Origin of the sequence: Algoriphagus locisalis (assembly GCF_900116615.1) — a bacterium.
Lineage (GTDB): Bacteria > Bacteroidota > Bacteroidia > Cytophagales > Cyclobacteriaceae > Algoriphagus > Algoriphagus locisalis.
The window spans coordinates 408,769-433,451 of record NZ_FPBF01000004.1 but is presented as its reverse complement, the minus strand read 5'-3'; the positions used below and the strand labels follow the sequence as shown (position 1 = coordinate 433,451).

Sequence of the window (24,683 nt, the reverse complement as noted above, 5' to 3'; positions counted from 1 at the left end):
GCTATTGATTTAAGGTGCCTACATTGAGGACGGGGCTTGCACTTTTATCTGAACATAGTACTACCATAAGGTTGGATACCATTACCGCCTTTTTCTCATCATCAAATTCAATGATGTCTTTTAATTTCAAATCTGCCAAAGCCATCTCCACCATGCCGACGGCTCCTTCTACGATCTTCTGCCGCGCAGCTACGATTGCAGTAGCCTGTTGTCTTTGGAGCATAGCAGATGCTATTTCAGAAGAGTAAGCCAAATGTGAAATTCTTGCTTCAATTACCTTAATCCCGGCATGATGAAGTCGCTCAGAGATTTCTTGTTCTAGGGAATGATTGACATCTTCCACGCCTGATCTTAACGTGATTTCGGCTTCCTCGGCTTCAAAATTATCGTATGGATATAGCCCTGCCATTTTTCGGATTGCTGCATCAGACTGCAGATGGACAAAGTTTTCATAGTCATCTACGTCGAAGGTAGCTTTGAAACTGTCTTCCACTTGCCAAACTACGATCGTACCTATAAGGACAGGATTGCCGATCTTGTCATTTACTTTGACGGGTTTGTTTTCAAAGTTTCTCACACGTAGGGAGATCTTCTTTTTGGTCATGAATGGAATCACCCAATAAAAACCATTGGCTTTAACTGTACCTTCATAGTTTCCGAAAAGTAGAAGAACGGCGGCTTTGTTAGGTTCGACAATAAAGAATCCGGGAATACACAGAATAGAAAGAAAAAGGGTGACACCTCCAATCGGAGATCCGTAAGCGAAGAAAACTACCGATACAAAGATTCCTATCAGTACTAAGAAAACCATGATGTATCCAGAGCTGGGTTTGGTTATTTTTTCCATGTCAATATGATGTTAAAATGATATCATATTGAATTACGCCAAACTTTTTCTAAGGTTCAAACTTTTTCCAAAAAAAAATGCCCCGAAAGTGTCGGGGCATTGCTTTAATAGTTAGGTGTTATTTCTTCTTCGTAAAAAGGGAATCGACAAATTCTTTTCGATTGAAAATCTGTAAGTCAGTCATTTTCTCGCCTACGCCTATGTATTTGACAGGAATTTTGAATTGATCTGAGATTCCAATTACGACACCGCCTTTGGCTGTCCCATCAAGTTTGGTGATAGCAAGAGAAGTTATTTCCGTGACTTTCGTGAATTCCTTTGCCTGAATAAATGCATTCTGACCAGTAGATCCATCTAAAACTAGGAGAATCTCATGTGGTGCATCGGGTATGAATTTCTGCATTACACGCTTGATTTTTCCTAATTCATTCATCAGATTGACCTTCGTATGAAGTCGGCCAGCCGTATCGATGATGACTACATCGGCATTGGTGTCCACTCCTTGCTTTACTGCATCAAATGCGACAGATGCTGGGTCTGTATTCATGCCATGTGAAATCACAGGCACTCCGACCCGATCTCCCCATAGAATTAATTGATCCACAGCTGCAGCTCTAAAGGTATCCGCAGCACCTAGGACTACAGATTTTCCGGCGGTTTTGAACAGATTGGCAAGTTTGCCTATGGTGGTGGTTTTCCCTACACCATTTACTCCTACCACCATGATCACATATGGCTTTTTACCTTCCGGTAAATCAAAATCCAGCAGATCTTGGGTGTTGTTTTCTTTGAGTAGATTCTCTATCTCTTCTTTTAGAATCACATCCAGCTCGGCAGTGTTGACATATTTGTCTCTAGCTACGCGCTCTTCTATTCTGCGGATTACTTTGATAGTGGTATCAACTCCTACATCTGAGGTAATGAGAATTTCTTCCAGCTCATCCAAAACCTCATCGTCCACTTTGGACTTGCCTACTACAGCTTTGCTGAGTTTTGAAAAAATATTTTCGCTTGACTTCTGAAGGCCTTGATCGAGGCTTTCCTTTTTATCTTTTGAAAAGAAACCAAAGATTCCCATGCGTGTGCGATTTAAAAGTGGAATTTAACGAAAAAGTCCCTGCTGACCGATGGACAGAGGGACTGCTTTTCTTTTGCTGCAAAGTGCAACTTATTTTTTCAAAGATTCCTGTACCAAAGGGGAAGGAACCATTTCTTCTCTGAAGGTGTAAGCGCCAGTCTTCTCAGATCTTACCGCTTTAATCACTTTGGCGTAAGACACGCCACCTTCTTTTTTAAGGGTTGCTACTACTTTCTTAGCCATGGTCTTGTCGTTTTAAACGGAATTGCTTCCGAGCTAAATTACTTAATTTCTTTATGAACAGTTACTTTCTTCATGATTGGGTTGAATTTTTTCAATTCCAATCTTTCAGTCGTGTTTTTTCTATTCTTGGTAGTGATGTATCTTGAAGTACCTGGCAATCCAGAAGCTTTGTGCTCCGTGCATTCCATAATCACTTGTACTCTATTGCCTTTCTTAGCCATCTTTAAATTGATTTAAGGGTCGTGACCTTGATTATCTGATTACAATCATCCCGTTATCCTGAGCTTCTTTCAAAACTGCAGTGATACCTTTCTTATTGATAGTCTTCAATGCCTTAGTACAAACTTTCAAAGTGATCCATGCATCTTCTTCTGGAACGTAGAACGTCTTCTTGTGAAGATTTGGGTAGAATCTACGCTTAGTCTTGTTGTTTGCATGGGAGACGTTGTTACCTACTCGAGGTCTTTTTCCGGTTATGTCACAAACTTTTGCCATGGTAATGTATAGTAAATTGTATCCGTTTCTGTAATGAGTCTGCAAATATCGGAACTTTTTGGGGATATGCAACAATGCGTTTCAAAAATATTTCCTTTTCTCTCAGGCTTTTGTGTAGGGACAATGTTTACAGCCGTTTCCGCAACAATAACCTCGTTTTTGGTGATATTCTTTTGTGAAAACCATCAGTCCCTGTTCATTAAAGTAAAAGTCCTCAGGACTAAGTGTTGATCCAGAGCTAGGCTTCTTGGCGTCTTTCATGGTTGGGGCAGTGGCAATTGCTATATTTGAACTTGACTAGTCCTTATTATATAGTACACAAAATTAAGAAAAACATGCAGACTATCACTTCCAGTAAGCAAGCAATAGAATTAGAAGATAAATACGGTGCACATAACTATCATCCATTACCGGTTGTTTTGGCAAAAGGAGAAGGGGTTTTTCTTTGGGATGTAGAAGGTAAGCGCTATTATGATTTTCTGTCTGCCTATTCTGCGGTTAACCAAGGGCATTGTCATCCTCGCATTAAGGATGCTTTGATAGAGCAGGCGAGTACGCTGACATTGACTTCACGGGCTTTCCACAACGATGTGTTAGGTCCATTTGAAAAATATATCTCAGACTATTTTGGTTTTGACAAAGTGCTTCCTATGAACACAGGCGCAGAAGGAGTGGAGACTGCAATCAAAATTGCGAGGAAATGGGGCTACGAGAAAAAGGGGGTCGATGAAAACCGTGCAAAGATCGTAGTGGCGGAAAATAACTTCCATGGTAGAACGACAACGATTATCTCCTTTTCTAATGATGAAAATGCACGAAAGAATTTCGGGCCTTATACCGCTGGGTTTGTGAAAATCCCTTTTGATGATATCTATGCGTTAAAAACTGTCCTGGATGATCCAGATGTGGTAGCTTTTTTGGTGGAGCCAATTCAAGGAGAAGCTGGAGTCTATGTGCCGGGGCCTGACTATCTCAAAGAAGCAAAAGCTGCCTGTGAGGCAAAGAAGGTTTTGTTTATCGCTGATGAAATACAAACCGGGATAGCAAGAACTGGGAAATTATTGGCGGTTGATCATGAAAATGTGCGCCCGGATATCCTGATTTTAGGTAAAGCAGTTTCCGGTGGGTTTTACCCTGTTTCGCTTGTTTTGGCAGATGACGAGGTGATGAATGTGATCAAGCCAGGTCAGCATGGGTCAACTTTCGGAGGAAACCCACTTGGTGCAAAAGTAGCTATGACTGCTCTTCAGGTAGTGAAAGACGAAAAACTTGCTGAAAACGCAGAAAAGCTTGGGGAGTTATTTAGGCTAAGAATGCAAAAGCTGGTGGATAAGTATAATGTGCTGAAGCTAGTAAGAGGCAAAGGGCTTCTGAATGCGGTTGTGATAAATGATACGGAAGAAAGCAGCACTGCTTGGGATATTTGCGTTGCATTAAAAGATAATGGTCTTTTGGCGAAGCCGACTCACGGAAATATTATCCGCTTTGCTCCACCATTGGTGATGACTGAAGAGCAGATTCATGAGTGCTGTGATATTATAGAAAAGACTATAGCAGGATTTGAAAAATAAAGACAAGTGTTTAACAAAGCATTAAGGAAACCCTTCCCTCGTATTTGGAACTTGGGAGGGTTTTTTAGTGTCTTATCTTTAATTTTGCAACTTCAAAACTCAACCAACACATGTTAAAAGCAGTCATTTTTGATATGGATGGCGTGATTTGCCATACCAACCCCTTTCACTCCATTGCTTTCCAGCAGTTTTTTGCGAAGCGAAACCTAAATCCTACCGAAGAAGAATATGCTGCTCATATGTACGGGAAAAATAATGGATACATTCTGAGTCATTTCCTTGGTAGAAAAATAGAAGGTGAGGAATTGACAATCCTGGAAGATGAAAAAGAGGGGCTATTCAGAGAAATTTATAAATCAGAAGTAAATCCTATTGCTGGATTTATGGAGTTTTTCGCAAAGTTAAAATCTGAAGGTGTCCTCACTGCTGTCGCTACTTCAGCTCCTCGGGCAAACTTGGATTTAATAATTGGTACTCTAGGAATAAGTGCACAGATGCAATCGCAACTGGCTGCAGAAGATGTGGCAAAGCATAAGCCTGATCCGGAGGTTTATTTGAAAAGTGCTGCAAAATTAGGAGTTAAACCAGAGGAATGTCTCGTGTTTGAAGATTCCTTCTCAGGTGCGAGCGCGGGTATAAATGCGGGAATGAAAGTGGTGGGTGTACTTTCTAGTCATACTAAAGATGAGTTGCCGAACTGTGATTTCTACATTAAAGATTATAAAGGACTTGAGCTTAACAGCTTGATCCCACTTTTTAAGTAGCTCAGGAAATGAAGCTGCATTATCTGAAACTTTTTATTTTCAGTTTTACGATTTGATCCTACTTAACTGTTTTTTTGAATAAGGATTAATGAAGATCTAATAAGAATTAGGTTTCGAGCTATGTTCACTATTGGTTACTGCCGAAGCTTAACACTTTGTTTGCATAAATCAATAATATTTATGCTATTTTTTGCTCTAGGATTTTGTTAAATGTTTGGTAGAGTTCTTAACTTCAATGCTTTATGATATTGTTGAATTCACTTGACTCCCATTTTTCATGTCAGTTGTCAATTTACCTTTTGAATCCTTACTTTCTAATGCTGGACTAAGTCAACTCAAAGGACAGCTAGATCAATTAGTGGCTAACCCTACAGATACCGCTGAGATGGTTTTTGAGCATTTCAAAGACCATGTTGATTTACCCATAAAGCTTCCGGTTAATATCTCTAAAGAAGGAAGTCAATATGTGGTTCAAGCAGCGGGAGACTTGATCAACGAAAACCAGGATTTTTTTCTGCATGAGTTGGAGTCTGTTTTGAAACAATTTCGAATCAAATTGAATGATACAGCAACTCAAATTGATGAATTGCTAGTGGAGGGTGAAACACAGCTTCAATCATTCAGAGATAGAGTTACAAATGAGCTTAGCAAAATTCCATATACGATTGAAATCAGGGATTCAAATGGTAGTAAGGAGTTTTTTATAAATCAAACCCAACCCGTTGATTGCAAAATCCAGGGAGTGGAGCTGACGATTACTGGTTCTTCTTTAGCCTTTACTACTACAAACCTAGCTGCATTAGCATGCTCAATTCAAGTATTGCTACCTGAATTGCAAAATGAGGATGGTTCTGGACCACATCAGCTTACTTTAGATGTTAGTTATGGTGATGGTGTATTTAATGGGTCTGCTACCAATATACCCGTTGCGAGACTGCAGGGAATTCAGGCTACTATAGAGCAATTTACTCTTGTAATCGAAAATGGTGAGTTTCAGGCTGGAACTCAGATAAATGGAGAGTTGGTTTTTGATTTTTTGGATGATGGAACGAGTGGGCCTGGAAAAATTGATTTCAATGTAGAACTTCTGAACAATGGTGATGTGCTATATGAAGCACAAAATCCAGAGGGCCGAGAACTCAAAAAAGGCAGTGTTTCTATATTTTTTCAACAGATTGAAGTCACTACCCATTCTTCAGCATCACCAGATGTGGCGATTAATGGGTGGGCGCAATTAGCCGGAGTAATTGACTCGACCACTCAGCAGCCTGCAAAGACAACTTTCCAATTCGGCTTTGCTGATCCGCATTTTGAATTCAATGGAAGTGATTTTTTCCCGATTCCACTTGGATTTGGGACGATAACACTTGATACAGTTTTTCTTCGCATCCATAAGAATGGGAATCTACTAGAAAGCTCATGGGAAGGAAATATAGGGATCCCTCTATTTTCAAATGGTCAGTTAGATTTTACGGTTGCGTTTGAAGATTCTACAACCGACAGGCTGCAGATTGAAGTTAGTAATCCCAGTAATCAGCCCTTGTCTCATGGCGGATTTGAACTCAATCTTCAGCAGTATGAGATGCGCTATGAAAATGGACAGCTTCAAGATATTACTGGCAATGGGGAACTGACTATACCTGAAATTACTACAGGAACTCCGATCCAAGTTGGCTTACAATTTAGCAGGGTAGGCCAAAATGAAAACTTGGTAATTTCAGCAAGTAATTTTGGTACTCCGGAAGTAGCGGGTTGTGAAATCGATTTTTCTTCTATTCAGTTTCAATTCCTAAATGGTGCTTTTTCAAACAGCCAAATCAATGGGAGAATAAAATTGCCCGATGTAACTGATGGAGCTGGAATAGCTTTCGATTTAGCCATAGGAAATCAGGGTAATGATTATTCCATCCAGCTAAGCGGTAGTCCACAGGATAATACCTTGAATTTTGGGCCAATTTCCTTGACAGTCGAATCTTTCGAGTTAGTTGTAGCAGGTAATCAGCTACAAAGTATCGATGGAGCCGGCGCAATGCAGCTTCCAGGCCTGAATCAGCCATTTGATTTCATCTTCAATGTCTCTCTAGATGATGCGAATACCAGTTACGCTATTCAGGTCAATAATGTAGAAGCAGCTTTAAGTGGGTTCAATCTAAGCTTTACACAGATCATTTTAAGTAGCCAGGGAGGACAACAATTCTCAGCAAGTGCTTCAGGCAGCTTGACTTTGCCTGTATTTGATGATGGAGGAAGTCTGAACTTTACAGTTTCTTTTGACAGAAGTGATAACTATCAGATTACTGTAAATAGCGGGACACAGTTTGTAAGGTTTGGAGATTTTGAGCTGAATCAGGTACAAATGCTCCTAAATATTCAAGCGGGTGTACTTCAGGATTTTTCTGGAAGCGCTTCCCTTCAGGTTCCTGGATTCAATACCGTAAGTGCTGTTTCACTCACTTATTCACAGGCTCAGGACAGATATCATATTAATCTTCAGAACCCGCTAGAGGTAGCATTATTTGGCGGAGAGCTGAATATGGCTTCTTTAGATATTGAGATACGAAATGGCAGTTTTCACAGCGGTTCTGCTACTGGGATATTCAAACTGCCAGATGCTACAGGTGGTGCAGGAATTCAGTTCAATATGGCCGTCGGGAGTTCGGGACAGGATTACAGTCTAAGTTTAACAGGTAATCCAGATGAAAACACACTTGAGTTTGGTCCAGTAGTTTTGAATTTCCAAAGCTTTAGCCTGACAGTTCAAAGCGGAAGCCTTCAAGCAGTGTCAGGTGGTGGGTCATTGCTGTTGCCAGGCTTGAGCCAGCCTTTTAATTTCAATATTTCTGTAGATTCTTCAGGAGCAGATCCGGTTTATTTGATTGAATTGACCAATGTCACTGCAGATCTGGAAAGTTTCAATCTTCATTTTGATCAGATAAAAATTGAAAGTCAGGAAAGTCAGAACTTTTCTGCTGCTGTTAATGGGCAAATGACCTTACCGGTATTTGATGGTAATCCCATAGATTTTGATGTGGCAATCGCAAGGACGAACAGTTATTCTATAGCTGTCGATGGTTCTGGTCAAAGTGCCAATTTTGGGATGTTTGTTCTAAGTGATGTGGCTTTTACTATTGCCGTAGATAATGGATCTGTACAAAATGCGAGTGGGTCTGCAGGCTTTCACATCCCTGAACTTACCCAGCCGGATCAGCCTTTCGTTATTGCTGTCAATTATTCAAAAAATGGTAATGAGGATTTTGCCCTTTCCGCGAGTAATCTTCCTGTGGTAGAGTTGGCGATTTTTACGTTGAATATTTCTTCTTTGGAATTTTTGATCAGGAATGGAAGCTTCTATTCGGGAAACCTGACAGGGACTTTATCCATGCCTTTCTTTACCAATGGGGGAGGATTGAATTTTACTTTTTTGGTTGCTGATGGAGGGAATAGCTATACCGTTCAGATTACATCTTCTGGAACTTTGGAAGGTAGCGGACTTGAAGTGAAAGATATAGCGTTGGATTTGGTGGTGACAAATGGAGCCATGCAGTCTATTTCTGGTACATCTAAATTCAAACTACCAGGTGGGGATGATTTTATTGCGGTTTCTATCGCCTATGATTCTCCTCAGAATAAGCTTAGTTTTTCTGCAAGTCCCCTTCCCACTTTTTCTATCGGGGGATTAACTTTTAATTTTTCCCAGTTTGGTTTTGCGATACAAAATGAAACATTGGCAGACGCAGTTTTTGCTGGGGATTTAACCATACCTGCTTGTGACTCTGGTCACAATTCTTTGGATTTCAGTTTTCAATTGGCTAATGGAAATGACTACACTATTCAGGCAAATCCTGATGGGCAAAAAACAGAATTGAAACTAGGAGATGTCAGTCTTTTTATTGAAGAGTTTGACCTTAGGATATTAAATGGTGATCTGGAAAGTATTACTGCCGAAGCGGCACTTGGTTTTTCGGGCTTGGAGCAGGAGAATGGTGGAGAGCCTGCAGAAATCGGGATTGGTTTTGAATACACCAAAGCTGATCAGAAATACAACATTTCGCTTTCTCAGAACCAAAAAATAAAAATCGGGGGATTTGCTTTCACTATCAAAGAATTAGAGCTCACGTTTACCCCTTCGGCTTTGGAGTATCCTTTCTCTTTTGTGGGTGAATTGGAAATTCCCGGCTTAAAAGATGATTCAGATCAGCAGGCAAAGGTGGATGTGAGCTTCCACGTGCCATCCGCGGGTAATTTTGAGGCCTCTATAGGTAGTTCTGCTGTTTTCAACATCGGCAGCGTTAAAATAACGATTGCCAACATTTCGGTAACTAAAAATAATGAAGAAATAACCATTGCATTAGCCGGCCAGCTTGAACTGGAAGGATTTAACGGAATGGGAGGAGAGCCTGCCGCTATTGAAGTAGCCATAGAAATCGATAATCAGGGAGCATTTCATATTCTAGGTGAAATAGTCCCAAATACCAATGCATTGAAGGTGGTGGACGTGCCTAACATAGTTAGAATCTATCTAAGTAAAATAGGATTAAGCAGAACAGCTTCGAATGATTGGGACTTTATCCTTGGAGGATTGATAGAGAATCAGATAGTTATTCCTGGAATGGATGATTTGCTTCCTAGCCAGATCAATTTGAAGAATCTCCGATTAGGCAATGCATTCGATATAGATCTAGATGTACGTTGGCCTTCGGGGTTAAGTATTTCATTTGGTGGGGCGCAGAGTGAAGCATTAATCCCCGTGAATGGGAAGTTCGGAAATGCTGTCAGTCTTGATGCTATTAAAATTACCTATAAAAATAATGGGGCTTCAGGAGCAGATATTGGAATCGCTTTTTCAGGAGCCAGCATCACATTAGGGCCTGTTGCAGCCTCAGTAGAAGGGTTGGGAATTGAAGCTACGCTCAGCAAGGCGACGTTTAGCAATGGGGTGCCTCAGGGTAATTCCAATTTTGGAATAGTAAATATTGAAGTCCGGTTCAAACCACCAACAGGATTAGGAGTATCGCTTGATACGCCAGTATTCACGGGAGGAGGATATTTGTTCTTTGACAAAGAAAAAGGGGAATACGCAGGAGCTGTAGAGCTATCTTTTATGAATCTCTTTGCTGTCTCGGCTATAGGTATTATTAATAGTAAAATGCCTGATGGCAAGCCTGGAACTTCAGTTTTGTTTATTGTTTCGGTGGAGTTTGGGACAGGTATCGCTTTGGGATTCGGATTCTTCTTGTCAGGCTTAGGTGGGATTCTGGGGATTCATAGAACTATTCAGGTGGAAAGATTGCGGGATGGAGTCCGGACAGGAACGATTCAGAATATCCTTTTCCCTAAAGATATCATTGCTAACATCAATAAGATATTAACTGATATCAAGGAAGTATTCCCTGTGAAAAGGGATCAGTTTGTTCTTGGGCCTATGGCCGCAATTACGTGGGGCGTCCCTACGATTCTAAGAGTAGATTTAGGGGTGGTTATAGAATTTGCAAATCCTGTGAGATTTGGAATTCTGGGCGTGCTTAGGGTGATTCTGCCCGATGAAAATGCTGCTTTAATCAAAATCCAGGTTGCGTTCTTGGGAATGATTGACTTTGAGAAGGGAATGCTGAGCTTCGATGCCAGTCTATTTGATTCCAAAGTGCTGACTTTTGGTCTTGAAGGAGACATGGTTTTGCGGATTAGTTGGGGTGCAAAACCAGACTTTGTGCTTTCAGTGGGCGGTTTCCACCCACGATTTGATCCTCCTACCCACCTTCAGATTCCAATCATGAAGCGGTTAACGTTGAAGATACTCTCAGGAAATCCTCGTTTGACGCTGACTTGTTATTTTGCAGTGACTTCTAATACAGTGCAATTTGGAGCAGGAATTGATTTCTATTTTGGAGTTGCTGGGTTTAAAGTTGTAGGTGAATTTGGATTTGATGTATTGTTCCAGTTCTCTCCTTTCAGGTTTATAGCAGATGCCAGAGCAAGGTTAGCAGTCAAAGCAGGAAGTACCACATTACTCAGTCTGTCCTTGGAATTTTCTCTAGAAGGCCCTACTCCATGGAGAGCCAAAGGTACTGCCAAGTTCAAAATCCTGTTCTTCTCTGTCAAAGTTAAGTTTGATGTTACATGGGGAGATAAGCGGGATACTACGCTACCGGATATTGCAGTATTCCCATTATTACTAGAAGCGATGGAGGATATCCAGAATTGGAGAAGCGTACTGTCCAACTCTAATTCTCCTGGATTGCGAATGAAAGGGCTCGCGTCTGAATCTGAATTGATCCTGACCCCAAATGGAACTATTGAAATAAGCCAAAAAATAGTCCCATTACAGGTTGAGATTTCAAAATTTGGTCAGTTTAACCCTTCAGATTTTACAAAGTTTGAAATTCAGGATATTCAAATTGGTAATTCTACCCTCAATCCAGATTATATACAGGAATCTTTTGCCCCAGCTAACTTCTTAGCTGTTGATGACAATGAAAAACTCAGTTTGCCTTCATTTAACGAGCAAGATTCAGGTGTGAAATTAAGCAATACCGATTCATTTAAATGTGGTGCTGTCCTCGACAGGGAGGTAGAATATGAGCAGCTGATCATGGATGAAGTCAACAATTCATTTGTGCTAGATAAACTTGCTATTGCTGGGTTATTCAGCCAAAAGGAAACCACTTTCTTCAGTCGAACTGGGGCAGTAGGCAAATCATCTCTTTCAGCCTATCAGTCACAAGTAGTCAATCCGAAAAAAGTAAAACTTCAAAAGCCTGGATTTGCAGTGGTCGGTACGGATGACTTGGATGCTGTCCAGGGAGGTCAGAAGCTTTCCTACATGGAGGCAGTTCAGTTAGCAAAAGTTTCCTCAATCAAAGGGAAACAAAGTGTTCAAGTAGTAGCCAGTGATATTTTAGCCTTATAGATTATGCCTGATTCAGTTTTAGCTAGTTATTCTTTTTTGCCATGGGTGAGACAAGGTCTTGGAAATGAAATTCTGGAAGCAGACTATTTAGGAAATGCTATTCCTACTAATGCAACCTTGGAGCGGCCTGAGATCCCTGTGACGGCAAATGTGAAAGCATCCAAAGGAAGTACGACAAGTGTAGTCCCAGTGGTAAAAACTGTTAAGGTTCAAGGTCCAGGAGATGTGCTCGGAGTTAATTCGAAGTCAATTATTCGAGTTCATCCAAAGAAAGGAGTGACAAATTTTGAAACCAATAATCTCTGTTACATCGAATTTTATGAGGAAGATTTGCCGTGGAGATTTACTCCAGCTGCCCCAGTTGGGAATAAATTAAGACCGTGGCTGGCATTGGTTGTTTTGAAGGAAAATGAATTTGAACGAAGTACTGGCGGAACTCCCACTCCTTTTATCAATATTAATATTGAGGCGTTGGCAGACGTGTTTTGCAATGAAAAAGACACTTATGCATTAGCCCACGTCCATGTCCTGGAAGACTTGGGGGATAATCCGTCTAATCCCGCCGCCCAATTATCCAGCAAACTGGCAAAAAATCCAGATTTAGCATTATCCAGAGTTTTATGCCCTAGAAAACTAGAATATACCTCTCCCAATCCTTCTCTGGCTTTTGATCCAAATACCTATCATGCATTTTTAATCCCAGCATTTGAAACGGGAAGATTAGCAGGCTTGGGATTGGATACAAAAGATGTGCCTGCACAAAAATCCTCATGGTCACGCGCTGCAATTACTGGTGGTACAAATCCATCAAGTTATCCCTACTATTTCACTTGGTCATTCCGGGTAGATGAGGGCGGCGACTTTGAAAGCTTAGCCCAATTATTGGAAGCTAGAGAGCTGCCAGAAGACATTGGCAGGCGAGAAATGGATATGAGTGACATAGGATTCGGTATCAAGCCTGTGGGTAAAGACGCAGTTGGTTTTGTGGAAGGCGCTATGCGACACCCTGATTATCAAACAGCCCCTTGGCCGATGAATGATCAAGACTTGAAGAAACAGTTGCTGCAAGTTCTCAACCTTTCTTTTAATCTTCAGGATACCTTGACCTCATTCAATTCTGCTTTTTTTTATTCACCGGCGGCGGAAGATGATCCGATTATCACACCTCCTATTTATGGGAAATGGCATAGAGGAGTGGATAGGCTTACTTCAAATGGTAAGGACTGGATACACCAGATGAATTTACATCCCAGTCATCGGTCTGCAGCAGGATTAGGAGTACAAGTGGTACAAAAGTATCAGGAGAAATTTATGGAAATGGCCTGGGAGCAAATCGGAGAGATCAATGAGGCTAATCAGAAAATCCGCGAAAGTGACCTGATAAAGAGAACGACTAGATCTTTAGCCGTGAAAAAGGTGTTTAAACTTGAAAAATTTGATCTGATAAATGCCACCGGGAAAGCCTTCGAGATGATTAAGCTGGATCCAGGAATTACCTTTAAGAAAGCTATTAAGAACTCTGCTGTACCAACTGCTATTCGTTCAGGCACCTTTTTGAAGGTTGCTAATAATTTTACTCCCACAGCTCTAATGAATGGGGGTATAGATGGTGCCTCTGCAGTATTAAATGAAAATCTTTATCTCAACCTGAATAAAATAGATGGGGCTGTGGGAAAAATTTCTGCTGCTCCTGTCAAATCAGAACCGAAAATGATTTTACCGGCTTTGACTGCGTTTAATGCGATCACCAGTGTGGTGAAAAATCCTGTGGTTTCATTTATGGAGCACTTGACAGATGCAATTCTACTTATGGGTAATGTGAATTTTACTACAAATCAGGTAATTGCAAAGCTCCCGGCTGATTTTACGGATGACCAAAAAAGCAGAGCAAAAGCAATCCTAGATGGAATCAAAGAGAGGTCTCTTCGCCCAAATGGAGAAAGATGGTACACAATCAAAAAGGAGGTTTTCGAAGAGAAAATCAGTCAGAACTTTAATGAGGGGATTTACGGAGATGTTAAGAAGGTAAAGTACATTAAAGGCGAGCAGAACTCAGGGGATATTCTGCAATTTGATCATGCGAAAATAGTCCAAAACAGGGCAAATTATCTTACTAGCTTCGGTGATAAATTCATTTCAAAAGTCGATAATGTTCAGATTGCAAGAGTATTTAAAAAGCCTATTAAAGCGGTATTGCCGTCAGATTTGCATACTAAGATTTTATTGAAACTTAATCCAGCCATAAATTTTGACAGAAAACTTGCTTCTTTTTTTGCCGCAAAATATGCCAATAACAACAAGCCGATAATGGCATATCCACGCTTTCCCATCCCTGTGTATGACTATTTGAAGGAGATTTCAGCGGATTACATCATCCCAAATATCAGTGAGATTGAGCCAAATACGATCACTTTGATGGAAACTAATCGAGAATTTATCGAGTCATTCCTAATGGGCATGAATCATGAGTTTTCAAGGGAATTGCTTTGGAGAGAATTCCCTACGGACATGAGAGGGAGCTATTTCCGACATTTTTGGGAATATGATAATGATCCATTGGCAAATGTGGAACCTGGGGATGATTATGAGAACTATGTTGATCAGATTTTAAGTAATCAAAATGCCAGTGCAGATATTAAGGAAATCCACAAATGGAGTGACTCACTAGGGAAAAATGAAGAAAAACAAGGGCCTGACCTAGTGCTGCTTATTAAAGGTGACTTGCTGCGCAAGTATCCAAATACACTTGTATATGCTCAGAAGGCAGTTTACAAAGATGGAAATCCGGCTTTGCCAAGGCAATTGAGCGATTATGATGGGAAAGGGAATGTCATGTGGCCTGTCATTAGCGGGAATATAGAGCCCGATGTTTATTTCTTTGGCTTTGAGCTTTCTCAAGAGGAAGCAAACGGCAATCGTACAAAAAATCCAGGTTGGTTTTTTGTACTTAGAGAAAGGCCAGGCCAAGTTAGTTTTGGACTCGATGATCTGGATGGCGCACTTGATACCCCACTTAAAAATTGGGATAAAGTGACTTGGGAACACATCACAGATAACCAAGACAGCCAACCTCCTTTCTTGAAAATCAATGGGGTGACAATCGATATAGGCTCGGGTGCAGCTGCTCAATGGGGTAGAAGTAGCAGTGATATGGCATATATTCTTTATCAGTCTCCAATTCTTTTTGCACGTCATGCGTCCACCATGCTAAACGACTAATTGTTATGGCTATTCCACAAATAGTAGGAAAATACAACGATCCAGTTTTTCACCAAATCAAGGTTGCTTTTAATCAGCGAAGTGATGATTATCCAGTCTTGATGTTGCCTGTGAGGCTAGAGACGAAATTTATGAAGTACTCCAGGGTCGTGAAGCCGCAGAATCCTGATTCAGGTTTCACCAATGCAGCGGTCCAGGATATTTATAAGCTGAATTATGAAATCAAACTTTATTTTGCGACTACTACAGAAAAGAAAATCCGAGAAGCTGCTATTGGGAGCAAGATATTACTATTTCACAAAGAAGTTCAAAAAATCTCCAACCTGGTCTCTAAAATAAAAGAGCCTTCTCGCGCAGATAAACTAATACTCAGAGATGCTGCAGGAGACCTGTCCGCGGTTACGCAAGGTATTCAAGTATCTACTTCTCTTGCGAAGGCTAAAAATGACTTGAATACTGAAGTAAACGCTCTTGTCACAAGCATTGACAGATTGAAGACTCCTTCCCGCCCAGTATATGAGAAAGGAAAACTGTATATAGAGGCTTTAGAGAAATTAAATAAGAGCATTGACGCAATTTTTGTTTCCAATAAGATTAATGCTGCAAGTCTGGACGCTGAACTCAAAAATATTGACAGCCAACTGAAAGAAATGGATTCCTTAGCTGAATCTTCTGACTTTAGAGCAACCGAAGATATGATTAAGGAAATCCAAAGTAAGATTTCTCATATAAAGCGCCAGCACAAAAGTGGGAATGTACGTCTTACGAATTTTAAGATCGGTTATACTGGCCAAAAGGATCTTAAAAAAGAGGAGTACGAATTGAGGAAAAAGATAAATGAGCTTCAGAAGATAGTGGAGGCTGAGCATGTGCCCGTAGTTCGGGTGAAAGAGGAGATTAAGACTTATCCAATTAAGCAGCTCAATGCCCAGATAGTAAAGGCTAATTATTTACTAAAAGCTCAAAATCAATCAGGGATTAAGGATTTTAAGACACTTTCTACTACTCAAAAAGACCTTTTTGGCCAACTGAAGTTAATTGGTTCAAATGCTAAAATGCCTTTGGATGGGGATATTAATGAGGTAAATCAGTTAAAATCAAATTATGCAGAATTAAAAAAGCAACTTCTTGATTTTCAGAAAAGGTCGCAAAAAGTAAAAGTGGTGACCAGAACTGAAAAAGCAACCCTAACTCGGACTAATACCCAGATTGCAAGTTATCTGTCTGAACTTCAGGAGTTGGAGCCAGGGTTTAAAAAAGTTGAAAACCAGATTTTAGGAGAGACAAAAATCCGGACGAGTACGATATCAGCCCTTGGGACTCGAGCAAGTGTGTTGGCTGCCCGTGATAAGATTAAGTTGAGTGCAGTGCAAACACCGCAACAATCATTGGACACGTTGAAAAAGGAACTTTCTGCTCTTCAGGAGAAAATTAAGGTTTCTACTTCAAATACAATCCTTTTGCCTCGTGCTGAGTACAATCAGCTAAAAAGCTCTTATTTCAGTCTCCGTGACCAAGTAACTAATGTGCTGGAAGCTAATCCTCTTCCTGAGAAAAACGAAACCAAAGAAGAGACAGATAAAATCCTCATTTCCATAGAAAATCACATTCTTGATCAGCTGACAGATGTCAATGATCCGCGGGATCGTTTCTATGAAGAATATCGAAATAAAGTGATTTTCAATATTCAGACGGTGGAGGTGACAGAGCTTTGGGTGAGAATTTTCCCAGATGACATCGCTATAGATAATCATGATGAGCGGCTTACAGATTTAGAAGAAAGCACCGCGAAGGATTATTATTTTGAAGTGTTTAGTAAGCCGGAAGCCGAGCGACAAGGTCTGAAGTTGGGGGCGTGGAGAGCGGCGGCATCTAGTCTGGGAGTGCGGAGAGCTGCATATGCCATCCGAATAATGGAACCAGATGAAGTTAAATCCGGGAAAATCGAAACAATTAAAAACTCACTTTCAGAATATTTGACCAAGCTTGGCTATGATAAAAAAGGATTAGCCAAAACCAAAAAGGAGGCAAGAATAGAACAACTTTTAGAAGCTTTCGAAAACGCTCCAGTACAAATTAAAAAACTTCTGGGTAAAAGTAATTTTACCCCCTGCATAGAGACCAAAGTTTCGTTGGATTTGGCTATATCTTACTTCCGGGAATTGATTGATTTGCTTGGAAGTTCGGTCACGTCCCGGGCTTCGGGTTCACAAAAAGCTACTATTGAAAGGCTTGCCAAGCTTATTAATGAATCAGGTAAAATTGTTTATGAGTATTACAAAACTCACTTATTGGAGTTGAATGATCGGTTTAAGCCAACCTTTACTTTTCCTTCAATAGAAAAGAAATCCAAAAGCTGGGATAGGGCTGGATATACTGAGGCGATGCCAGACCGCTTTGTAGTGATCACAAAACGAGACAACCAATATCAACACATAGTTACTGGTAAAACGATTCCAAAACCCTTGCCGGTAAGTTTGGATCCAAGCGCAGATCAAGCAGAGAAATTCAATCATCTTCCCAATGGGGATATGGAAGTGCCAGAAGAACTGAAATGGCTGTTTGATTTTGAGGCGGCGATGGAAGTAGGCATGGCGGTGAAAATACCTCTTGATAAAGAGGATTACGATGGTGAGTTTGATCTGGTGATGGCCTATGGCGTACAGAACAAGGATGCAGCCGAAAGCCAGGAATTAATAAACAAGATTTTCAAAAATCATTTATATAGTGATGGCGGTCTGGAATATTTGCCGACAGGTACAGCTACGAACAATACGGAAAATGTTAAATCACCGTATAGGGCTCTAGATAATGATTTGGACGGAGCATTTGATTTATTCTTTGCTGAGCAATCGCCCAGCTACCCGAATAGTTTTAGTACAACAAATGAGCTGGAGATTTCTGACGGACAATTTTTTAAAGAAGCAGTTGGCCTGCCAAATGATATTGCTGATTTTATCAGGAACAATGGAAAAAGAGACATCTGTAACGGGCGGGCGATGAATAGGGCTTTATTCAACGCAACGCTGAAATACTACTTCAACGTGATGGTGAATAATCTCTTGGAGAATTTTGATATCAATCAGACTATGCTCTTCATGTTACATCATGTATCAGGGCTTGGGACTCTTCCGGTGTTTAGGGTAGATAATCAGCCCTATGGCATATTGCCCGTTTCACCCATCAAGCTTTTTAAATCTCAGGGTGAAACCAAAAAAGGAACAGAGTCAAATTACATCAAGAATCTCACCCTGTTTTTAAAACAGACAAAAGCTGCTTTTCAGAATTTTGATAAAGAACCTATCAATATAACTAGTGAAGCGTATGGCAAGGATCCTCAGGCAGAATTTTTGAAAATATTGGGGCTGGAACCTCTCTCCAAAGAGTTTTTCTTTAGATTCGGAGTAAATGCTGCCAATAGATGGCAAGACCCAGATGGGGAAAACCCTGGGTTTAATGTCAACTGGGATCATATCATTGACAAATTTAGCCCCGCTGAAGTAGCGGCAAACTATAATTTGCTATTGAAGGGTTTGGGTCATACTACTCTTGCTACTCAGGCAAATGCCATTGATAAATCTCCGATTTATAAGAATCGATTTACTGAAGGAAATTATATTTTGGGGCATTTGGTACAAGATCCCAAGTTAGGAACCGATAGGCTGGTAGTCACGGATAAAGGAAAGAATTACCTTGAATGGCTCGTGGATCCCACTACTTTGAACCAGCTGACTCAGCTCAAATTTCCCGATCTCCCCAAAGTCGAAGTGGATGGAGAAGAACAGGTTCAGTATTCTGTACTTTTTGCGATGCTTCGTGGGGCTTTGGTCTATGACAAGAGCAGCTATGCTATTAAGGCTGTAGATAAATTGAAGCATTTGGATGTTGGGTCATTAGAAAGACTTTTAGCTTCACATATAGATTTGGTAAGCTATAGGCTTGATGCCTGGTTGACTGGTTTGTCAGATTACAGATTGCGAGAGCTTAGGCAAACCAAGCCATCGGGGACTTACCTTGGTGCATATGGTTTTGTGCATAATTTACGCAGGGAAAAAGGAGCTATTTCGACAGCTGCTAATCTTCCAAAAGGACTAGAATCTTCTAATGGTCAAAATGTATTGAAACTGCCGGATAGCCAAGGGTTCATTCATGGTCCCAGTATGAATCATGCAGTCACAGCTGCTGTCCTAAGAGCTGGATATAATTCTATAAAAGCCAAAGGGGATAATAACAATGCGCTCTCAATTAATTTAACTTCAAAAAGAGTAAGAATGGGGCTTCACCTGTTGGAAGGTGTGGGTAATGGCCAGGAGACAGGAGCGCTTTTGGGTTATATGTTTGAAAGGGCTTTGCATGAGAAATATACTGATGGAGCTGGAAAACCGCTTGAGATGGATGTCTATATCTATAGGTTGAGAAGGAAGTTTCCCACTTATTCTGATTCCTCAGTAGATCCCACAGACACTTCGCAGGCTGAATCCCTCAAAGCCTCTAATGTAGTGGATGGTCTGGCATTGATAGACCATATTGAGAAGGAATTGAAGAAGGCTGGGCTATTAAATGCTGATAAGACGTTTGTAGAGAATATTATCAATGATAGTATCTCTCCTATTCAATTTAAAGGATATCCCTGGGGGCTTTCAGATCAATTACCCAATCCGGCAAATCCAGGTGTTGGTTCTAATGCTAATCTGGAGCGGAAGAAGCTTAGAGCTATCATACATGAACTGGATAATATGGCAGATGCAATTGATGCATTGGGAGATCTTGTCACTGCTGAAGGGGTTTACCAATTAGTACGGGGAAATCACGTAAGGGCAAGTGCAGTTTTGAGTTCCATATCTGAAGGCAAGGTTCCACTCGATCCTGAAATCATCAAGAGCTTCAGACAGGGAGTTATGGTCACTCAGCGCGCTATACTTCAGATTCCAGTAGTGGGTACTTCAGGTTCTCCGTGGAGCGGAGTTCCAGTTAGTCCTAGAAGTAAAGCTGAGCCATCATTAAATACTTGGTTGGCTGGAATGATTGGAGATCCCGAGAAGGTATCTTGGAAAGTTGCATTTGGGGATACAGAATCTTCTATGGATTTGACTGGGCTCGGTTTACAGCCTATAGATTTAGTGCTATTGATTACTTCAGGAGGCGATGAAAATCAGAATGAAATCCAAGCACGATGTATAGATTTTCTTTTAGAAAATGGTGCTTTTCCAGAAGATGAAATTATTATACAATTTAATGAGGCCGCTAATTCAGCAGATTTGAGCTTTGGTGAAATAGTTTCTTTGCTTCAGCATTTGGGTAAAGTGATAGGTTCTGCTAGAGGTGCTGATGCCCGAGATTATAGGATTTCAGAAGATGACTTGAATTTTGGGCCTACTGCTCTGGGTATAGACACAGATGATTTATCAGCTAGAATGAAAGGGGCTTTCACGGAATATAAAAGCCTTTTTGATACGCTGGCACCATTCGATTCTTCTAAGACTAGCTACAGTGAGCCAGAGCGTACTCTTGCAATTTCATCTTTGAAATCACTGACGGTATTTGGGTTTCCAGGATTTTATCCGACAGATCCGCAGGAAGATGTGTTGGCTTTTGCGCAGAGGATAATCTCAGCAAAAAGCAAGATGGCAGAAAACATAGGGTTTGCACAAGCTAAGTTTGCTGAAATGGAATTGGAAATTGATCAAGCAAAATGGATCAGTTTCGTTCTTGAATTTTCATCGAAATTTTTTGGAAGTGGATTCAAAATGCTTCCAAAAACAACATTATCTAATAAATCTGATATTAACGGACAATTGGATATGCCATGGGTAGAGAGCCCGATGAGAAATCACGTCGAGGGTTTTATGCAAGATTGGTTGACGGGTATATCACTAGTACGAAATAGACTTGCATATATGGAGACTGTGTCAATACTAAGAGATGTCCTTTATGCTGATTCACTTTCCTTAAATGCTGTCCAACTTCCATTTGATTTGAATAATCTTCCCGCCGTCAATGAGAGAGACTATTGGCTTGGAGCGGCCTTTCCTAAAACTTATAAGCCTGATGGAGACAGATTGTCCCTTCTGATTTTTGAAAAAGAAAACTTAGCGGATGTCAACTGTGGATTAATCCTCGATGAGTGGATGGAGATAATACCTGATGAAAAAGAGACCACAGGAATTGCTTTCCACTTTAATCAGCCAGACTCCCGAGCCCCTCAAAATTTACTTTTAGCAGTTCCACCAGAGAAGAAAGGGACTTGGGATTTTGAAGCATTAGCATTGTGCGTAGAAGAAGCATTTAACCTAGCTAAACTTAGATCTATAGAACCTGACCAAGTGGAGGCATCGATGTTCTCGCAGCTATTACCTGCCACTGCAACCTTGGCATTTGGAGATGACGAGTTTGCAAGAAAGCTGGCGGAAAGCGATGATGATGAGGACAATGATCCACAGCCTGGAGACGATCAGAAGCTGGGATATTACATAGACTATACAAATGTGAATACTGGATACGAACCTGAATAATCATGATAATACAATATGATCCATGCGAGCCATTTCGGGCGTATAATCGACTAGAAGGGCGACCTAGAGAGGAAGAGTTGGAAGATTCTCTGGCAGCTAAAATTCATGACCCTTTGTGGATGCTGGCTAGGCAGTATCAATTTGGTGAATTGAAGGGGGAAGATGCCGGTTCAGCGATTTTTGCTAAGGCAGCCATTAATACCGTTAGGATGAGTTCATTTACAGGAGGAAATGGGCAAAAGAACCCTTACACGGAGGATATTCCCTTAGAGACGCGTGTTGAGCGCCTGATACCTGAAATAGATTTTAAGCTGTCTGCAAAGCTGGGGAAAAAGTTTTTTCTGTTACTTGATGAGGAGGGTTTAGCGGCAAACCCAAGTTCTCCATATGCTGCAGGAATGTATAGGGGGCAGCTCATACACAAATTCCCGTTTTCCCTTCCAAAAATTGAAGAGGAAGATACGGCTCAGGTGACAACTGCCAAAGCTAGAGTTTTAAGTCTGCAGCAGGCATCTTCATTTGTTCGGGCAATGGCAGGCAGGGCTCTTAATGGAAGAATGCTATGGACAGCATTAGGCGGGGATTTTTCAAAAATAAATACGTTGGTTTTGGTCTCTAATGAGGCTGCTTCACCTGATAAATTTATTTTGGCTTCCCACAAAGCAATTTTACTGGAAGCAGCTAAGAAGTGGATTTCTTTTGTGAAAAAGGAGTTGAATCTTCCTGAAAATGACCAAGATGATTCTTGGTATGAGGAAAGGTTAGAGTATAGTTTCCGCACTACTATTGACGAAGGTAATACGAGCGAGACTGAGCTGAAAGCAGATGAATATTTCCATGGGCACCTGGATTGGTTTGCTTTCGACGTGGCCAAAGAAAAAGAATCTGGAAGTAACGGGTTTGATGATTCTGTGCGAAAAAGAGAGGTGTTGACAGTGATCCCGGCTGAAGCAAGCTTTGCTGGGATGCCAAATTCCAGGTGGTGGGAAATGGAGGACGGATCAATAGATTTGGGGAATCTCAAGGCTTCTGATACAGATATAGCTAAGATATTGGTCACTCAGTATGCCTTGCAATATAGTAATGACTGGCTCGCAATTCCATATGATCTACCCACTGGAAGTTTTGCTGAGGTAGAAGGTATTTTAGTCAGAGATGCCTTTGGTCAAAATTACTTTGTAGATGCAGCTCATAAAGAGGGAGAAGGCTGGAATGAGTGGAATATGTATGCCTTGTCCGTAGATAAGGATGAATTCGAAGCACCTGCTTTTGATAAACGAATATTGCTTCCTGCGGTGGCTGCAAAAACAATGGAAAGCGAAGCAATAGAAGAGATTAAATTTATTCGGGATGAAATGGCAAATATGGTCTGGGGTATCGAAACCAGAGTCCCTAATGGGTTGGGTGGAGGAATGGATGGCTATGAAGCTGCTCAAAACCTCATGAGTACTTTTGAAAGACTGATCAAAGAAGAGGAGATAGAGGAAACAATCATTTTACCTGAAGTGAATGTCAATGCTGTAGATAGTAAAGCCACCACCTATAAACCACAGCTCAAGTATCAGTTAGGAAACAGTGTGAGTGAGAACTGGATACCGTTTATAGCTATTCATCAGCAGGGCTCTAATCGCGAAATTCATTTTCAAAGGGCATCCATGCCAAGAATTATTGAACTTTATGAGCCTCATGCCATCAGGCCAAGAACGCAATTGTTAAGGAAAGGGATAAATGAAAATGATAATCAATTGACTCCAATGTATATCAATGAAGAGGAAATCCCGAGGGCAGGAGTGAAACTGACCGGTACATATCAAAGGACAAGATGGTATAATGGGGAGATTGTTTCTTGGTATGGTAGAAGAAAGCGAACTGGCCGAGGAGAAGGAAGTAGTGGATTAAGATTTGATTTAGTGTTGGATAATAAACGGTAAATAGCTATATTAATGCAACTATTAAGAAGATTATAAGAAATTTAAGATAAACGCACTTCGGTGTTAGGAATCTGAGCAAGCAAGAGAAGAAAACAGGAAATTGAAACTTGAAGAACAGTATAACGAAGAGTAATACATAGAAACTCTGTTGGCACAGTAGCGTCTTCCTCGGGAGACGTTTTTTTATGTTTGTTTTTCGATGAGTCTAGATGCGGTAGCCTCTGGATCTAAATTTTCAAGGGTTAATTTAAATTTTTGAGAGGGAATGCTTGAGTAGGAATCCGCCTTATCGAAATAATCCAAGAGCATCCCGGCAACTTGATGATATTCTCTTTTATCCAAAAGTGTAGAGATTTGAGTTGCTAACGTTTTTCCAATTCTAAATTTTAAGTTCTCGATCCCCCGTTTTATTTCCGCATCATTTTTTCCCGCGTAACTACTTACCAATCGTTCAATTCTTGCTTCTTTTGAAACGGTCAGTCTAATCTTGATTCCTTTTTCAAATTTCTCGATCAGTGTTAACGGTATGATATTTTTTCCAAGACTGAGTTTTTCTGATTCCACGAAAATTGGTTTTTGGATATCAAATGAGCTTAGCGTTTTAGCCAAGTTTAGTAAAAATGTTTCTTGGCTCGGTTGAGGTATTTTTTGTAGATTTCCAAATACGGATCCTTGATGATTTGCAATTTTTTCCAGGTTGAGTACTTGTTCTCCTTTCTTTGATAGCACATCTAAGAGCTCTGTTTTTCCGGACCCACTTTCTCCATACAAGGTAATAAAGTTGAAGTTGGATCTAAAAACCTCTTCAGTTTCCTTTAATAAATCCTTAAAGCTGCCTTTATAGAGAAAGATTTCATGAGTAGGCTGATAGTGTTGCCAAATAGCTTGAGCAATTAGGAACGGCTTATCGTCAAAAAGTAAGATCGGGATATTAGAACTGAAAAGATCTGAAAACGAATAGATTTTTTGCATGATGATTTTGCCAGTGGTACTTGAGAAACCTTTGCTTTGTAATCTTGCAAGGTCTCTTTCAGTATAGAATTCGAAGCGGACGGTTTCTGGGATTGGAGAGGTTTGGATTGCTTCCCGCGGTCTGACGTCTATACATCTGTAAGT

The 24,683-nt window shown here is 40.7% G+C and carries 13 protein-coding genes; 6 read left to right on the top strand and 7 right to left on the bottom strand.

What is annotated here, in order from left to right; all coding sequences use genetic code 11:
- Position 1 precedes the first annotated feature (1 nt).
- The 6 genes from BM386_RS14075 to BM386_RS23680 all read right to left on the bottom strand — a co-directional run bounded on the left by BM386_RS14075 (position 2) and on the right by BM386_RS23680 (position 2,924).
- Positions 2–847 (bottom strand): SPFH domain-containing protein, encoded by an 846-nt coding sequence (locus tag BM386_RS14075; RefSeq protein WP_091695448.1) that lies wholly within the window; start codon positions 845–847, stop codon positions 2–4.
- 118 nt (positions 848–965) lie between these two features.
- Positions 966–1,925: a signal recognition particle-docking protein FtsY gene (gene ftsY / locus BM386_RS14070; protein ID WP_091695446.1), complete on the bottom strand. Its 960-nt coding sequence runs from the start codon at positions 1,923–1,925 to the stop codon at positions 966–968.
- A 90-nt stretch (positions 1,926–2,015) separates the two neighbouring features.
- Complete coding sequence (locus tag BM386_RS14065; RefSeq protein ID WP_091695444.1) at positions 2,016–2,168, bottom strand: DUF4295 domain-containing protein; 153 nt, start codon at positions 2,166–2,168, stop codon at positions 2,016–2,018.
- 38 nt (positions 2,169–2,206) lie between these two features.
- Positions 2,207–2,389 (bottom strand): 50S ribosomal protein L33, encoded by a 183-nt coding sequence (rpmG, locus tag BM386_RS14060; protein WP_057939355.1) that lies wholly within the window; start codon positions 2,387–2,389, stop codon positions 2,207–2,209.
- A 31-nt stretch (positions 2,390–2,420) separates the two neighbouring features.
- Entirely contained in the window at positions 2,421–2,663 is a 243-nt protein-coding gene (gene rpmB, locus BM386_RS14055) for a 50S ribosomal protein L28 (RefSeq protein ID WP_057939354.1), read from the bottom strand.
- A 102-nt stretch (positions 2,664–2,765) separates the two neighbouring features.
- The gene (locus BM386_RS23680) at positions 2,766–2,924 is read right to left on the bottom strand and encodes a C1orf53 family protein (protein WP_170857101.1); all 159 of its coding nucleotides are present in this window, start codon (positions 2,922–2,924) and stop codon (positions 2,766–2,768) included.
- A 74-nt stretch (positions 2,925–2,998) separates the two neighbouring features.
- Between BM386_RS23680 and rocD the strand changes: the two genes are divergently transcribed.
- The 6 genes from rocD to BM386_RS14025 all read left to right on the top strand — a co-directional run bounded on the left by rocD (position 2,999) and on the right by BM386_RS14025 (position 23,567).
- Positions 2,999–4,234, top strand: a complete 1,236-nt coding sequence (rocD, locus tag BM386_RS14050; RefSeq protein WP_091695443.1) for an ornithine--oxo-acid transaminase — start codon at positions 2,999–3,001, stop codon at positions 4,232–4,234.
- Positions 4,235–4,344: 110 nt separating this feature from the next.
- On the top strand, positions 4,345–4,998 hold the full coding sequence (locus tag BM386_RS14045) for an HAD family hydrolase (protein WP_091695442.1): 654 nt from the start codon (positions 4,345–4,347) through the stop codon (positions 4,996–4,998).
- 277 nt (positions 4,999–5,275) lie between these two features.
- On the top strand, positions 5,276–11,905 hold the full coding sequence (locus BM386_RS14040) for a DUF6603 domain-containing protein (protein WP_091695441.1): 6,630 nt from the start codon (positions 5,276–5,278) through the stop codon (positions 11,903–11,905).
- 3 nt (positions 11,906–11,908) lie between these two features.
- Complete coding sequence (locus BM386_RS14035; protein WP_091695439.1) at positions 11,909–15,124, top strand: hypothetical protein; 3,216 nt, start codon at positions 11,909–11,911, stop codon at positions 15,122–15,124.
- A gap of 5 nt (positions 15,125–15,129) precedes the next feature.
- Entirely contained in the window at positions 15,130–21,636 is a 6,507-nt protein-coding gene (locus tag BM386_RS14030; RefSeq protein ID WP_091695438.1) for a hypothetical protein, read from the top strand.
- Positions 21,637–21,638: 2 nt separating this feature from the next.
- A complete protein-coding gene (locus BM386_RS14025) occupies positions 21,639–23,567 on the top strand; it encodes a hypothetical protein (RefSeq protein WP_091695435.1) in 1,929 nt (642 codons plus the stop codon).
- Positions 23,568–23,750: 183 nt separating this feature from the next.
- On the opposite strand, the gene BM386_RS14020 is transcribed toward BM386_RS14025, so the two are convergent.
- On the bottom strand, positions 23,751–24,539 hold the full coding sequence (locus BM386_RS14020; RefSeq protein ID WP_139235918.1) for a tRNA 2-selenouridine(34) synthase MnmH: 789 nt from the start codon (positions 24,537–24,539) through the stop codon (positions 23,751–23,753).
- Between the last annotated feature and the right edge of the window lie 144 nt (positions 24,540–24,683).